Source organism: Flintibacter sp. HCN-6482, assembly GCF_037892565.1.
GTDB lineage: Bacteria > Bacillota > Clostridia > Oscillospirales > Oscillospiraceae > Lawsonibacter > Lawsonibacter aceti.
On the sequence record NZ_JBBKBK010000002.1, the window covers coordinates 526,393 to 539,434 of the forward strand.

Sequence of the window (13,042 nt, forward strand, 5' to 3'; positions counted from 1 at the left end):
CAGAGATGAAATTTACCATATTGATGGGTAGCCCCAGGCCCCAGGGCAACACCGCTGCTTTGTTGGCGCCCTTTCTGGAGGAGTGCCGTTTCCTGGGCATACAGACCCAGTGTATCCACCTGTATGATAAAAAGGTAGGGCCCTGCCTGGGCTGTATGGCCTGCCAGGATGTACCTGACAGTCTGGGCTGTGTTCAGAAGGACGATTTTGCCCAGATATTTCAGGAGATGGAGGACTGCGACGTGATCGTGCTGGCGACCCCTGTCTATGCCTTTTTCTGCACCGCGCCTATGAAGGCTCTGTTGGACCGGGCCATCTACGCGGGCAATAAGAACTATGGTAGGACGAAAGGGGCAGCCCTGCTGAACGGCAAACGGGTGGCCTCCATCGTTACCTGCGGATACCGGCCGGATCGGGGGGCCGACCTCTGGGAGGAGGGCCTGCGCCGCTGGTGCAAGCACGGGAAGGCGGAGTATCTGGGGATGTTCTGCCGCCGGGACCTGGGGAAATCTGTGCCTTTCATGGATGAGGAAAAGGAGTCTGGAGTCCGAGACTTTGCCCAGGCCATCTACTTATCCATCCGGATGGAGGAAGTATGAGCAGAACGCTTCAATTGACACCGCGGCTGCGGATGGTGGCTGATTTGCTCCCCAGAGATGTCGTTCTGGTTGACGTGGGCACAGACCACGCCTACCTGCCCGCCGTTCTTCTGCTGGAGGGAAAGATCAGAGGGGCCATCGCCGCTGACCTGCGACCCGGTCCCTTGAATCGGGCCAGAGCTACCGTAGAGGAATTCGGCTTGGAGGGAAAAGTCAAGTTCTGCCTGTGTGACGGTCTGGCGGAAATCTCGCCGAGAGAGGCGGACGCTGTAGCCATCGCGGGGATGGGGGGAGAAACGATTGCCGCCATCCTGGCCGCTGCTCCCTGGACACGGGACATGGGGACCCTATTGGTCCTTCAGCCCATGTCGTCTATGGCGGACCTGAGGGGGTGGCTGGGGACCCACGGCTACCGGATTGAGGCGGAGGAGCTTTCCTGTGAAGGAGATACACTTTATACAGCTATGGCAGTCAGGGCGGGCGAGATGGGTCCCATGACTGACGCTGAACGCTGGGTGGGGAGGAACAGCCCCCATCCCTTGCGGGGGAAGTGGCTGGACCAGTGGCTGAAGCGGGTAGAGAGGGCCCTGTCTGGGATGGGACAGGCCAGGGAGGACCGGGCGGCCCACCGGCGTGTAGAACTGGAGCGGGTCCGGACGGGACTGCTGGAGATGAAAAGGGAGTGGCAAGAGTGGCAGATGTGATGGAGGTCTACCGGGCCCTGGACAGCTGGGCGCCCTTTGAAACACAGATGGACTTTGACAACGCCGGCTTTTTGGTGGGCAGGGGGGAGCGGCCAGTGAGCCGTGTCCTTGTAGCGCTGGACATCACGGAACAAGTGGTGGAGGAGTCCGGGCTATGGGGCGCACAGTTGGTCGTGTCCCACCATCCAGTCATCTTCCATCCGGTAAAAACGATTACGGACGCCTCACCTTTGGGACGGACCCTGCTTCGGCTGGCAGAGCTGGGTATCGCCGCCATCTGCGCCCACACCAATTTGGACGCGGCCCAGGGGGGAGTCAACGACGTGCTGGCCCACAGGCTGGCGTTGGTGGACACAGCGATGCTCCACCAGGACGGAACAGACTGTCAGGGTCGGCCTTACGGGATCGGCAGGGTGGGCCGGGCCCATCAGGAGGGGCTGGATGCGTGCCAGTACGCCGCTTTTGTAAAGGAACGACTGGGTGCCGCGTCAGTCCGCTATGTGGATGGTGGAGTGCCGGTGAATAAGGTGGCGGTGGGCGGAGGCTCCTGCGGGTCCATGCTGTCAGAAGTCCTAGCTGCGGGGTGCGACACTTTTGTGACCGCCGATGTAAAATATGATGTGTTTTTAGAGGCGAAGGCTCTGGGGATCAATCTGATGGACGCGGGCCACTACGCCACGGAGCAGGTGGTCTGTCCCCAACTGGTCCAGTTCCTAGAGAAGCGGTTCCCACACATGGAGGTCCGGCTGTCCAGCGGACACAGGGAGGTCTATGGGAATGTCTGACATGCGGTCCGCTCGCCATGAGATGGGGAAAGAAGTGCTGGCGATCTTCCTTCTCCTGATGGCCAGGGCCTGTGCTTTTGGCGTCCAGTACTGGCCCCAGCTGGACGACTACATCCAGTACCACAACTACGCTCTGTCTGAAAGTTTCTGGGAGCTCCAGACATCGATGGGGCTCCTGGCCTCACGACCGCTGGCGGGGCTGGCGGACTACTTTATCTGGGGCTCTATGTACGACTATATGATCCTGGGTGTAGCGATGATCTCCCTTGCGCTGGCTGTGAGCGCTGTACTGCTCAAACGGCAGTTGAGCCGGTACTTTTCTATTGGTCCTCTTTTTCTGGTGGTAATGACCCTTCTGCCCTTGGGTGTGGAGGGGACCTATTGGATGTCCGCGTCCACTCGGGTGGTGTGCGGCCTGCTGATGGCGGTACTGGCGGCGGAGGCCTTTTTGCGGTGGATGGACACGGGACGTTGGTATTGGGCGTTGTCTTTCCTTTTCCTCCAGTTACTGCCCTATGGGTTTTACGAGCAATCCGGTGTTTTTTCCGTAGCTCTTATCGTAGGCATGGCTATTTTAGAGGTGATCCGGGACTGGAGGAGGTGGAAGCGGGCGCTCCTGTCCCTGTGGGGCCTGCCCGCCATGAAGCTTTACCTGGAGATGACTGCGCTGCTGGCCTCCGATGGGGTGTACAGCGGACGGACGGAAATGGTCACGGTCAACACCCCTTACTGGTGGGATACCTTTTTGCCAGAGGTGTTGGACCAGATGCGGTCTGTCTTTGTGGAAGGGATGGGGGCCACGCTGTTTCAGGGACTGGCCCGCGTTTTCCAGTGGATCCTCTCCGGACAGCTGCTGTTCTGGGCGTTCCTCACGGCGGCGTTAGCTGTGCTGTGCTGGCGCCTCTTTCCAAAGAAGGAGGCGGGGCGGGGAACACTGTCCCCCTGGCTTGCGATTGTGGCAGGGGTACTTCTCTTCCTGGCGCCCATCAGTATCTTTTTTGTGCTGGCAAATCCCTGGTTCTCATTCCGTGGAGCCGTCACCTCCTTTGCTGGGCTGGCTCTGGTGTGCGATACCGCGGTAATGGCCCTCTGGTTCAGGCTCCCCGGCCGCAAGCAGGGGCCGGCGGTGCTGGCTACCCTGGCCGCGCTGATATTCTGCTGGGCTGGGGCCGCTGATATCCACGATTATCGCCAGACCTGGGAAACAGACCAGTATATTGGCCAGATGACCGTCCAGGCCCTGCAACAGGATCTGGAGCCGGAGGACAACGGCCGGGTCGGCATCTTGGCGGTAGAGCCTACATATCTGTCAAACCAGACCTATTATTATCATGAGCACATCCATGGCTGCACCGAGAGCGCCTGGGCCTTTCAGGGCCTGATGACCAGTCTGGACGGTTCGCGCTCCTGGAATGTCACACCTCTGCCCACCGATCCCATGTACCGCCAGTGGAACGCGGCATCCAACCGGCCGGATACCTTTGACCACCTCTATTACTTTGACGGGGCGGAGCTGATACCGGCGGTGCTGGAGAAAGAGGGAGAGACGGAGTGCTCCATCTATGACCAGGAGGGGCGGCTTCTGGGTGTGGTGCGGGAGGAGGACGGTGTCGGATACTTTTTCCGGCCGGAACAGCTGTCCTGATTTGTAAAAAAGGGGAAAAAGTCCTTGCAATCCACTGAAAATTGTGATATGATTCCTTAGTCTGAAAACGGGTGGTCCTCTGCGGCGGCGCTCTAATCGTGTGTGCGCCAGAAAAGCCGGCATGAACGCCTATATAACAGGAGGAAATGTAATATGGATCTAATGCAGGCTTTTACCGAGAAGTACAAGAAGGCTGAACCCCCCGTCGTGGCCATCGGCGACACTGTCCGTGTCCACCTGAAGGTCAAGGAGGGCAACCGTGAGCGTATCCAGGTGTTCGAGGGTACCGTCATCGCCAAGAAGCACGGCGGCATCGAGGAGAGCTTTACCGTCCGCCGTATCTCTTATGGCGTCGGTGTGGAGAAGGTATTTCCTGTCCACGCCCCCTCTGTCGAGAAGATTGAGGTGGTCCGCCACGGTAAGGTCCGCCGCGCCAAGCTGTACTACCTGCGCAACCGCGTGGGCAAGGCTGCGAAGATCAAAGAGGCCCTGTGATCCACAAAAAAGGAGCGGTTTGTGCCGCTCCTTTTTTCTATCCGGCCATCAGCGCTAAAATTAGCAGGTGGGCGGGGTAGAAGAAATACCACAGATATTTACCCACCGGAAAGGTGAGGCCTTTTTTGCCATTGTAGCGGAAGGTGAGAGCTACTCCAAGGAGAGGACCGATGGTGTTGACCGCCCATAGGTGTATCCAGCGCCAGGTCAATGTACCGGCGGCGGCTTGGGAGAGGAGATCCCAAGTCAGAGCGTAACGGGTCACGGGCAGAAGAAAGAGGAACAGCAGGAATTTTCGACTTACGCTCCAGTGGTCAGTCAGATAAAAGGCAAGGATCAAGATGAGGTACCGGCCCGTTCCCTCCGCCAGCGCCAGGACCTCCGCTACCAGAATGACGGCCGCCGCCAAGGTCCATCCCAGCCAAGGATGCAGTCGATTACCATGCTCAAAGAGCCACAGGGTGATTAGGCCCCAAAAAAGTGTGAATATGATGTTCCCATGCATCCCAAATAAGAGGTAATAAGGCCACTCGGACAAACAGGCAAAGACCAACAGCCGCAGAGCATACTGCTTGACGCTATGGGTGTATCGGTAGCCATTGGCAATGAAAAACAGAAACACTGGGGCTGCGATGCGGCCGATATAATCCGTAAGGGACTGTATAGCCAGCGCGATATGGGGCGTTTCTGTGGCGTGGGGAAAAAAGAGGTCCCAGACAAACCAGGATACTGGCCAGACACTGGTTACATGGTCGAACAGCATGGACAGCAGGGCCACGAGTTTAAGAGTAAAAAAGCTCATATTATCTTCCTCCAGAATATGTTTCGAGGAAGAGAATAACATGGAAATCTTACAAATTTTTGGTTGTCTTTCTTTCAAATTTCTGAAATTTTGGGAGGTGTCCCATATGAATATTCAATGGTATCCTGGTCACATGACCAAGACCCGTCGGCAGATCGAGGCTGACCTGAAGTATGTTGATATTGTGGTAGAGATAACCGACGCCCGCATCCCGGTGTCTAGCCGAAACCCGGACATTGACGCCATCTGCGCCGGGAAGCCCAGGCTGATTGTCCTGAACCGGGCGGACCAGGCTGACCCGTCCATGACTGGGCTGTGGACCGCTTGCTTCAAAGGAGAGGGGTACAGCGTACTGGAAACAGACGCCAAGTCCGGCCGGGGCGTCAACCAGTTTTCTGCGGTCGTGCAAGGGGCGCTGAAGGAGCAGATCGCCAAGTGGCGGGAGAAGGGCCAAGTGGGTCGCCCAGTCCGGGCTATGGTGGTCGGAGTACCCAACGTGGGCAAGTCTACCTTTATCAACAAGGTAGCGAAAAAAAAGTCAGCCAAGGCGGGTGATCGGCCTGGAGTCACCCGAGGCAAGCAGTGGGTTAATGTGGATCAGTCCCTGGACCTTCTGGATACTCCGGGGATCCTATGGCCCAAATTTGACGACGAACAGACCGGGCTCCATCTGGCCTTTACTGGAGCGGTGAAGGACGATATCATGGATGTAGAGACCCTGGGCTGTCATCTGATGACCCTGCTGGCTCACCGCTATCCCGACGCCCTGATGGCCGGCTATAAGCTGGCCGCTCTGCCCCCGCGGGATGGGGAGGAAAATGACGTGGCCTATGGCTACCGACTGCTGGAGACCTGCGCACAGAAGCGGGGGATGCGGATTTCCGGGGGGGGGCTGGATACCGAGCGGATGGCTCGTGTCCTTCTGGATGAATACAGGGCTGGCAAGCTGGGACGCTTCACACTGGAAGCGCCGGAAAGGGAAATGTGAATGGACCGCTATACCTATGAGAGAGAGGCGCTGGCGGCTGGATACGGGCTGGTTTGTGGCTGCGATGAGGCGGGGGCCGGACCGCTGGCCGGGCCGGTGTACGCCGCCGCCGTTATCCTGCCTTTGGGTCTGGATGTCCCTGGGCTAGACGACTCAAAAAAATTGACGGCAAAGAAGCGGGAGTCCCTGTTTCCCTTTATTCAGGAGCAGGCTCTGGCCTGCGCGGTCGCCTGGGTGGATGCCGCCGAGATCGACGCTACGGATATCCTAAGCGCCCGAATGAGGGCTATGCAGCTTGCCATCGATGGACTGCCTGTCCACCCTGACTTTGCGTTGATCGACGGCAACCGGGACAGGGGGCGGACCTCCTCCATCACCGTGCCCCACCGCTGTATCGTGAAGGGGGACAGCCTGTCGGCCTCTGTCGCCGCCGCCTCTGTGCTGGCCAAGGTGAGCCGGGACCGCTTCATGCTGGAGATGGCGGAGCGGTATCCCCAATACAGATTTGACCAGCACAAGGGCTATGGTACCAAGCTGCACTATGAGCTGCTGCGGCGGTATGGCCCCAGTCCGATCCACCGCCGCACATTTTTGAAAAGCCTATGAGCGGACAGGAGAGCAGATTGCTGGGCCGATGGGGGGAGGCCTTGGCGGCTCAATGGCTGCGGGAACGTGGCTGCCGGATCCTGGCCGCTGGCTGGAGATGCCGCCAAGGGGAGATAGACCTGATCGCGCGGGAGGGGAACTTCCTGTGTTTTGTGGAGGTAAAGCTGCGCAAGAGTGGCAGCTTTGCTCGTGCCGGTGCCTTTGTGGATAGCCGGAAGCAGGAGAAGCTGCGTCTGGCCGCCCAGCTCTACCTAGCCGAAAACCCCACACAGCTCCAGCCCCGTTTTGATGTGGTGGAGATCTATGCCCCTCAGGGGACGGAAACGTGCGGCCCCCAGATTTCTAGAGTGGAAAACGCCTTTTAGGCCATCCACATTTCTCTCGGTTTTTCTTTCCTCAGAACTTGACCTGGGACCGGGAAACTGTCATAATAGAGCACAGTGGTCCTGTCGGATGGCAGGTAATACCGTTTTTGACTTTGTGAATCAAGATGGGAATGATCAAGATGCAATATGTCAGCACAAGAGATGTAAGTACCTCTTATATGGCCTCCCAGGCCATTATCCAGGGGTTGGCTCCAGACGGGGGCCTGATGACCCCCTTCTACATCCCCAAGCTGCCCGGTAAAGCCCTGGAGGACTTAAAGTCCATGTCCTACCAGCACCGGGCGGTTTACATCATGAAGCAATTTCTGGAGGAGTTCTCCGTTAAGGAGCTGACCGACTTCGCGGCGGCCGCCTATGGTCCGGAGAAGTTTGACACCCCTGCAGTCGCCCCTGTGCGCTCTCTGGATGGGAATACCCACTGCCTGGAGCTGTGGCATGGCCCTACCTGTGCCTTCAAAGATATGGCGCTCCAGATGCTGCCCCACCTGCTCACTGCCTCTTTGACCAAGAGGGAGGAGGAAAAGACTGTCTGCATCCTGGTGGCCACCTCCGGCGATACAGGCAAGGGAGCCCTGGAGGGCTTTAAGGATGTACCCCATACCCGCATCATGGTGTTCTATCCAAGGGACGGCGTGTCCCAGGTACAGGAGCTCCAGATGGTCACCCAGGAGGGGAATAACGTGGGGGTGACCGCGGTGCGAGGCAACTTTGATGACGCTCAGAGCGGCGTCAAGCGGCTGTTTTCCGATGGGGAACTGCGCAGAACTCTAGCGGACCGGGGATTTTTCTTCTCCTCCGCCAACTCCATCAACTGGGGCCGTGTTCTGCCCCAGATCGTCTACTACATCTCCGCCTACTGCGACCTGATGCGGGATGAGAAGATTGCTCCGGGCCAGACCATCAATGTCTGCGTGCCAACCGGCAATTTTGGCAATATCCTGGCCGCCTACTATGCCAAAGAGATGGGAGTGCCCATCGGCAAACTGATTTGCGCCTCCAACAGCAACAACGTCCTGACTGACTTCATCCGTACCGGCGTGTACGACCGCAAGCGTCCATTTCACAATACTATGTCCCCCTCCATGGACATCCTGATCTCCAGTAACCTGGAGCGTCTCCTGTTTGCTCTGACCCAGGACACCCAGGAGGTCAAGCAATATATGGAGCAGTTGAACACCAGCGGCCGGTATGAGGTTCGCAAGCCCATTCTGGAGCGGCTGCAGAAGCTCTTTCAAGGTTACTGCTGTGATGACCGGGAAACGCAGCGTGTCATTGGTGAGGTGTACCGTCAGCACGATTATCTCATCGATCCACACACCGCCGTGGCCTTCTCTGCCCTGGACCAGTATCGGAAGGAGAGCGGAGATGATACCCCCTGTGTGGTGGTGTCCACCGCCAGTCCCTTCAAGTTCTGCGACAATGTGCTGGGAGCCCTGGGAGTGACGGAAGTGGCACAGGGGCTGGACGCTCTGGACCAGTTGTCCGCCAAGACCGGACTGCCCGCTCCCGCTCCGTTGTCCTCTCTGCGTAACAAGGAAATTCGCTTTACGAGGACGGTGGAGAAAGAGAATATGGTGGACGCGGTGCTGTCCATGCTGGTGTGAGCCCATGGCCCTGTATGCCATTGGAGATACCCATTTATCCCTCTCCAGCGGAAAGCCTATGGATGTTTTTGGCGGGGGCTGGACGGGGTATGTGGATAAGTTGAAAGAGGGCTTCTCACAGATCCGCCCGGAGGACACGGTGGTCTTGTGCGGCGACCTATCCTGGGCCATGGGATTGGAGGAGGCGAGGGAGGACTTCGCTTTTCTAAACGCCCTGCCTGGGAAGAAACTGCTGATGAAGGGCAATCACGACTACTGGTGGAATACCGCCGCCAAAATGGAGCGGTTCTTCCAGGAAAATGGATTTACCACCTTCCATCTGCTCCACAATAACTGCCATTTCTATGGGGACATCGCCCTGTGCGGGACCAGGGGATGGTTTTATGAGGAGGACAGGGAGGGGCACGGCACCAAGATTTTCAACCGGGAGCTGATTCGGCTGGAGGCGTCCCTGAAGGCCGGGGGGGAGAAGGAAAAATTCTGCTTTCTCCACTACCCCCCTCTCTATCAGGGTTATCGCTGCCAGGAGATCATCGACCTGATGGAGCGGTATGGCGTTACCCGCTGCTACTATGGCCACCTCCACGGCGGAAGCCACCGTCTGGCGGCCTCTGGAAAGCATGGCGGCATTGAGTACCACTTGGTTTCGGCGGATTATTTGGGGTTTCGACCGGAAAAGTTGGTGGAAGATTGAAAAATTCATGGAAAATTCTTAAAAATCCTCTGGTCAAACAGAGAGATATCTGGTAAAATATCGTGGCGAAAGTAAAAAGGCGCTGTTCTTTCCCCCTTTGGGATGGAGATGCGCCCACAGGAGGAAGTAAACAAATGAAGGTCACCAGTGTTGAGAAGAAAGAGAAAAGCACCGTCGAGCTGACCATCCAGATCGACGCCGCCCAGTTCGAGGCCGCCGTTCAGAAGGCCTATCTAAAGAGCCGCGGCTCTATCTCCGTCCCCGGCTTCCGCAAGGGCAAGGCCCCCCGCAAGATCATCGAGGGGATGTACGGCGCTGGCGTATTCTATGAGGATGCTATCAACGACGTCTACCCCTCCGCTTATGAGGAGGCTGTCAAGGAACAGGGGCTGGACGATGTAGGCTATCCAAAGATGGAGATCGTTGAGGTGGGTAAGGAGGGCTTTACCTTCAAGGCTCTGGTTTCTGTCCGACCCGAGGTCAAGCTGGGTACTTACAAGGGCATCACTGCCCCTAAGGAGGAGCCCAAGATTACCGAGAAGGACGTCGACGAGGAGATGAAGCCCTTTGTCGAGCGGGCGACCCGCCTGGTCAGCGTCAAGCGCAAGGCCAAGAAGGGCGACACTGCCGTCATCGACTTTGAGGGCTTTGACAACGGCACCCCCTTTGAGGGAGGCAAGGGCGAGAACTACGACCTGAGGCTGGGCTCCGGCGCCTTTGTTCCCGGCTTTGAGGAGCAGATTATCGGCATGAAGGCCGGCGAGGAGAAGGACCTGGATATCACCTTCCCGGAGGACTACCACGCGGATCTGGCCGGTAAGGCTGTGGTATTCCATGTGAAGGTCAACGAGGTCAAGGAGTCCCAGGCCCCTGCCGTTGATGATGAGTTTGCCAAGGATGTGTCCGAGTTTGAAACGCTGGAGGCATTCCGGGCCGACCTGAAGGAGAAGGTCACCCAGCGCCGCCAGCAGCAGGCTCAGGCTGACTTTGAGAACGCCGTGATGGATCAGCTGGTGGAGGATATGGAGTGCGAGATCCCGGACGGCATGGTGGAGGTCCAGGTGGACCGCCTGATGGACGACTACGCCATGCGCCTCCAGGGTCAGGGCATCTCCATGGACGATTATATGAAGATGATGGGGATGAGCCCGGAGATGCTGCGCACCTCCGCACGTCCCGCCGCCCTGAAGCAGGTGCAGACTGAGCTGGCCCTTACCGCCGTGGCCGACGCCGAGAAGCTGGAGGTCACTGAGGAGGAGCTAGAGGCTGAGTTCAGCCGTCTGGCTGAACAGTACGGCCTGAAGGTTGAGCAGGTGAAGGCAGCGGTTCCCGCCGAGGACCTGAAAAAGGACCTGCGGCTGAAGAAGGCCAGCAGTCTGGTCATTGCTGAGGCCAAGTCTGGAAAGGCCAAGAAGAAGGCTGCTGCCAAGAAGACGGAGGCCGCCGAGGCAGCTGCTGAGGAAGCCCCTGCCGAGGAGAAGCCTAAGCGCGCCCGCAAAAAGAAGACCGAGGAGCCCAAGGCTGAGTGATGCTGTCACGTCCGGGGTGGGGAACCGCTCCGGGCGTGTCCATATTTTTGCAGACGTGGAGTAACAAGGCGCCGGTGAGGCCATGGAGCAGGGCGGCACACCGCCCGCTCCTGAGATCGTCCCTTTTTCTCTGGTGGGCCGGAGGAATCATTTTCCGGCTGGACGGGTATACTCTGGTATCACCGTCCCAAAAGAAGGAGTATGTGATTATGAGTTTAGTTCCTTATGTAGTAGAGCAGACCAACCGCGGCGAGCGGTCCTATGACATCTTCTCCCGCCTGCTCAACGACCGTATTATCATGCTGTCAGAGGAGGTCAATGACACCACAGCCTCCCTGGTGGTGGCTCAACTGCTGTATCTGGAGGCCCAGGACCCGGATAAGGATATCCAGTTCTATATCAACAGCCCCGGTGGCTCTGTTACCGCCGGAATGGCCATCTATGACACCATGCAGTATATCAAGTGCGATGTGTCCACCATCTGCGTGGGGCTGGCAGCCTCTATGGGCGCCTTCCTGCTGGCTGCTGGAGCCAAGGGTAAGCGGCTGGCTCTGCCTAACGCTGAGATCATGATCCACCAGCCCTCCGCCGGGACCCAAGGGCAGATCACCGATATGGCCATCCACCTGAAGCGGCTGGAGGTAGTCAAGAGCCGGATGAACCGCATTCTGGCGGAGAATACCGGCAAACCCATTGAAGTGGTCACCGCGGACTGTGAGCGGGACAACTTTATGACCGCTCAGGAGGCCATGGAGTATGGCCTGATCGATAAGGTCATCGATAAGCGCTGACCTGGAGAACGCTCAGGGTCAGCCCCGATTTCCCACCATAGAGTTTATGAGGTGTACCAATGGCGCGAAATGATGAAAAAAGCATCCGCTGTTCCTTCTGCGGAAAGCATCAGGACCAGGTCCGCCGGATCATTGCCGGGCCTGGGGCCTATATCTGCAACGAGTGTGTCCAACTGTGTATGGGGATTCTGGACGAGGACAACGACCCCATCCAGGATGCCTTAGACAGCGATATCCCCGATGTAATCCCCACCCCAAAGGAAATACACGCTGTTCTGGACCAGTATATTATTGGACAGGAGAAGGCCAAAGTGGCCCTCTCTGTGGCCGTGTATAACCATTATAAACGCATCTACTTCGGCGGGGCGGAGGATGTGGAGCTTCAAAAGAGCAATATTCTGCTCATGGGTCCCACCGGCTGCGGGAAGACTCTGTTTGCCCAGACACTGGCTCGAGTGCTGAAGGTCCCATTTGCCATCGCTGACGCCACCACACTGACTGAGGCGGGCTATGTGGGTGACGATGTGGAGAACATCCTGCTGCGTCTGGTTCAGGCGGCCGACTACGACATCGAGCTGGCGGAGCGGGGCATCATCTACATCGACGAGATGGATAAGATCGCCCGCAAAAGCGAGAATACGTCTATTACCAGGGACGTGTCCGGCGAAGGGGTGCAGCAGGCCCTGCTGAAGATTCTGGAGGGTACCGTGGCTAATGTCCCCCCACAGGGCGGACGGAAACATCCCCACCAGGAGTTTATCCAGATTGATACCAAGAACATTCTCTTTATCTGCGGTGGCGCCTTTGACGGCATCGACAAGATCATTGAGAACCGCCTGGATAAGCGAACCCTTGGCTTTGGGGCGGAGATCCAGAGCAGGAAGGAGCGCAACGTGGGCCAGTTGATGGCCGAGGTCCAGCCCCACGACCTGCTGAAATTCGGAATCATCCCGGAGTTGGTAGGCCGCCTGCCTGTCATCACTACCCTTCAGTCTCTGGACCGGGACCAGATGGTCCAGATTTTGACGGAGCCCAAAAATGCCCTGGTCAAGCAGTACCAGAAGCTATTGGAATACGACCAGGTGGAGCTGGACTTCAGCCGGGAGGCCCTGGAGGCGGTGGCCGACGTGGCAGTAAAGCGGGGCATCGGTGCTCGCGGCCTCCGTGCGGTGCTGGAGGAGATCATGACCAAGGTTATGTACGATGTGCCCTCTGACCCCACTATCGTGAAGGTAACCATTACCGCCGCTACCGTGCAGGATGGTGCTCCGGCTGAATTGACCTATGACCCGGAACGCTGCCGCCGTCCCCGTCTGGGAAAAGCGGCGCTTAAGGCCGAGCGCGGCGGTGTCCCCGGCACCAACGCCGGATAAAAGAGAAATCTTGAATGCCCCGCGGAGCCCCCGGATCGGCG

At 58.0% G+C, this 13,042-nt stretch carries 14 protein-coding genes; 13 read left to right on the forward strand and 1 reads right to left on the reverse strand.

Translation table 11 applies throughout. The features are described 5' to 3' along the window. Window positions 1-5 precede the first annotated feature (5 nt). The 5 genes from WKS99_RS07525 to rplS all read left to right on the forward strand — a co-directional run bounded on the left by WKS99_RS07525 (window position 6) and on the right by rplS (window position 4,228). Window positions 6-599: a flavodoxin family protein gene (locus WKS99_RS07525; protein ID WP_340405674.1), complete on the forward strand. Its 594-nt coding sequence runs from the start codon at window positions 6-8 to the stop codon at window positions 597-599. Continuing rightward, on the forward strand, window positions 596-1,303 hold the full coding sequence (locus tag WKS99_RS07530) for a tRNA (adenine(22)-N(1))-methyltransferase (RefSeq protein WP_340405675.1): 708 nt from the start codon (window positions 596-598) through the stop codon (window positions 1,301-1,303). The genes WKS99_RS07525 and WKS99_RS07530 overlap by 4 nt, the downstream gene beginning before the upstream one ends. Continuing rightward, window positions 1,282-2,088 (forward strand): Nif3-like dinuclear metal center hexameric protein, encoded by an 807-nt coding sequence (locus tag WKS99_RS07535; RefSeq protein ID WP_340405676.1) that lies wholly within the window; start codon window positions 1,282-1,284, stop codon window positions 2,086-2,088. Before WKS99_RS07530 ends, WKS99_RS07535 begins: the two co-directional genes overlap by 22 nt. Beyond that, window positions 2,081-3,733, forward strand: coding sequence for a hypothetical protein (locus WKS99_RS07540; RefSeq protein ID WP_340405677.1), 1,653 nt, complete (start codon window positions 2,081-2,083; stop codon window positions 3,731-3,733). The genes WKS99_RS07535 and WKS99_RS07540 overlap by 8 nt, the downstream gene beginning before the upstream one ends. Window positions 3,734-3,886: 153 nt before the next feature. After that, the gene (gene rplS, locus WKS99_RS07545) at window positions 3,887-4,228 is read left to right on the forward strand and encodes a 50S ribosomal protein L19 (RefSeq protein WP_147572234.1); all 342 of its coding nucleotides are present in this window, start codon (window positions 3,887-3,889) and stop codon (window positions 4,226-4,228) included. Window positions 4,229-4,265: 37 nt separating this feature from the next. Here the strand turns inward: rplS and WKS99_RS07550 are convergent, their stop codons facing one another. Further along, complete coding sequence (locus tag WKS99_RS07550; RefSeq protein WP_340405678.1) at window positions 4,266-5,030, reverse strand: TraX family protein; 765 nt, start codon at window positions 5,028-5,030, stop codon at window positions 4,266-4,268. Window positions 5,031-5,136: 106 nt separating this feature from the next. On the opposite strand from WKS99_RS07550, the gene ylqF reads away from it, so the two are divergent. The 8 genes from ylqF to clpX all read left to right on the forward strand — a co-directional run bounded on the left by ylqF (window position 5,137) and on the right by clpX (window position 13,001). Further along, window positions 5,137-6,018: a ribosome biogenesis GTPase YlqF gene (ylqF, locus tag WKS99_RS07555; RefSeq protein WP_240287775.1), complete on the forward strand. Its 882-nt coding sequence runs from the start codon at window positions 5,137-5,139 to the stop codon at window positions 6,016-6,018. Then, window positions 6,019-6,624 (forward strand): ribonuclease HII, encoded by a 606-nt coding sequence (locus WKS99_RS07560; RefSeq protein ID WP_186852509.1) that lies wholly within the window; start codon window positions 6,019-6,021, stop codon window positions 6,622-6,624. A gap of 17 nt (window positions 6,625-6,641) precedes the next feature. Next, window positions 6,642-6,989, forward strand: a complete 348-nt coding sequence (locus WKS99_RS07565) for a YraN family protein (RefSeq protein ID WP_445297946.1) — start codon at window positions 6,642-6,644, stop codon at window positions 6,987-6,989. A 140-nt stretch (window positions 6,990-7,129) separates the two neighbouring features. After that, window positions 7,130-8,614, forward strand: coding sequence for a threonine synthase (thrC, locus tag WKS99_RS07570; protein ID WP_340405808.1), 1,485 nt, complete (start codon window positions 7,130-7,132; stop codon window positions 8,612-8,614). A 4-nt stretch (window positions 8,615-8,618) separates the two neighbouring features. Next, complete coding sequence (locus tag WKS99_RS07575) at window positions 8,619-9,308, forward strand: metallophosphoesterase (protein WP_186852511.1); 690 nt, start codon at window positions 8,619-8,621, stop codon at window positions 9,306-9,308. Window positions 9,309-9,442: 134 nt separating this feature from the next. Next, the gene (tig, locus tag WKS99_RS07580; protein ID WP_340405680.1) at window positions 9,443-10,837 is read left to right on the forward strand and encodes a trigger factor; all 1,395 of its coding nucleotides are present in this window, start codon (window positions 9,443-9,445) and stop codon (window positions 10,835-10,837) included. Window positions 10,838-11,046: 209 nt separating this feature from the next. Continuing rightward, window positions 11,047-11,628, forward strand: a complete 582-nt coding sequence (gene clpP / locus WKS99_RS07585; RefSeq protein WP_147572241.1) for an ATP-dependent Clp endopeptidase proteolytic subunit ClpP — start codon at window positions 11,047-11,049, stop codon at window positions 11,626-11,628. Between the two features lie 59 nt (window positions 11,629-11,687). Then, the gene (gene clpX, locus WKS99_RS07590; RefSeq protein ID WP_147572242.1) at window positions 11,688-13,001 is read left to right on the forward strand and encodes an ATP-dependent Clp protease ATP-binding subunit ClpX; all 1,314 of its coding nucleotides are present in this window, start codon (window positions 11,688-11,690) and stop codon (window positions 12,999-13,001) included. Window positions 13,002-13,042 lie beyond the last annotated feature (41 nt).

Coding starts and splice junctions, on each gene's coding strand:
- WKS99_RS07560 (WP_186852509.1), top strand. CDS start 6,019: ATGGACCGCTATACCTATGAGAGAGAGGCGCTGGCGGCTGGATACGGG.
- WKS99_RS07525 (WP_340405674.1), top strand. CDS start 6: ATGAAATTTACCATATTGATGGGTAGCCCCAGGCCCCAGGGCAACACC.
- thrC (WP_340405808.1), top strand. CDS start 7,130: ATGCAATATGTCAGCACAAGAGATGTAAGTACCTCTTATATGGCCTCC.
- ylqF (WP_240287775.1), top strand. CDS start 5,137: ATGAATATTCAATGGTATCCTGGTCACATGACCAAGACCCGTCGGCAG.
- clpP (WP_147572241.1), top strand. CDS start 11,047: ATGAGTTTAGTTCCTTATGTAGTAGAGCAGACCAACCGCGGCGAGCGG.
- WKS99_RS07575 (WP_186852511.1), top strand. CDS start 8,619: ATGGCCCTGTATGCCATTGGAGATACCCATTTATCCCTCTCCAGCGGA.
- clpX (WP_147572242.1), top strand. CDS start 11,688: ATGGCGCGAAATGATGAAAAAAGCATCCGCTGTTCCTTCTGCGGAAAG.
- WKS99_RS07530 (WP_340405675.1), top strand. CDS start 596: ATGAGCAGAACGCTTCAATTGACACCGCGGCTGCGGATGGTGGCTGAT.
- WKS99_RS07540 (WP_340405677.1), top strand. CDS start 2,081: ATGTCTGACATGCGGTCCGCTCGCCATGAGATGGGGAAAGAAGTGCTG.
- WKS99_RS07550 (WP_340405678.1), bottom strand. CDS start 5,030: ATGAGCTTTTTTACTCTTAAACTCGTGGCCCTGCTGTCCATGCTGTTC.
- rplS (WP_147572234.1), top strand. CDS start 3,887: ATGGATCTAATGCAGGCTTTTACCGAGAAGTACAAGAAGGCTGAACCC.
- tig (WP_340405680.1), top strand. CDS start 9,443: ATGAAGGTCACCAGTGTTGAGAAGAAAGAGAAAAGCACCGTCGAGCTG.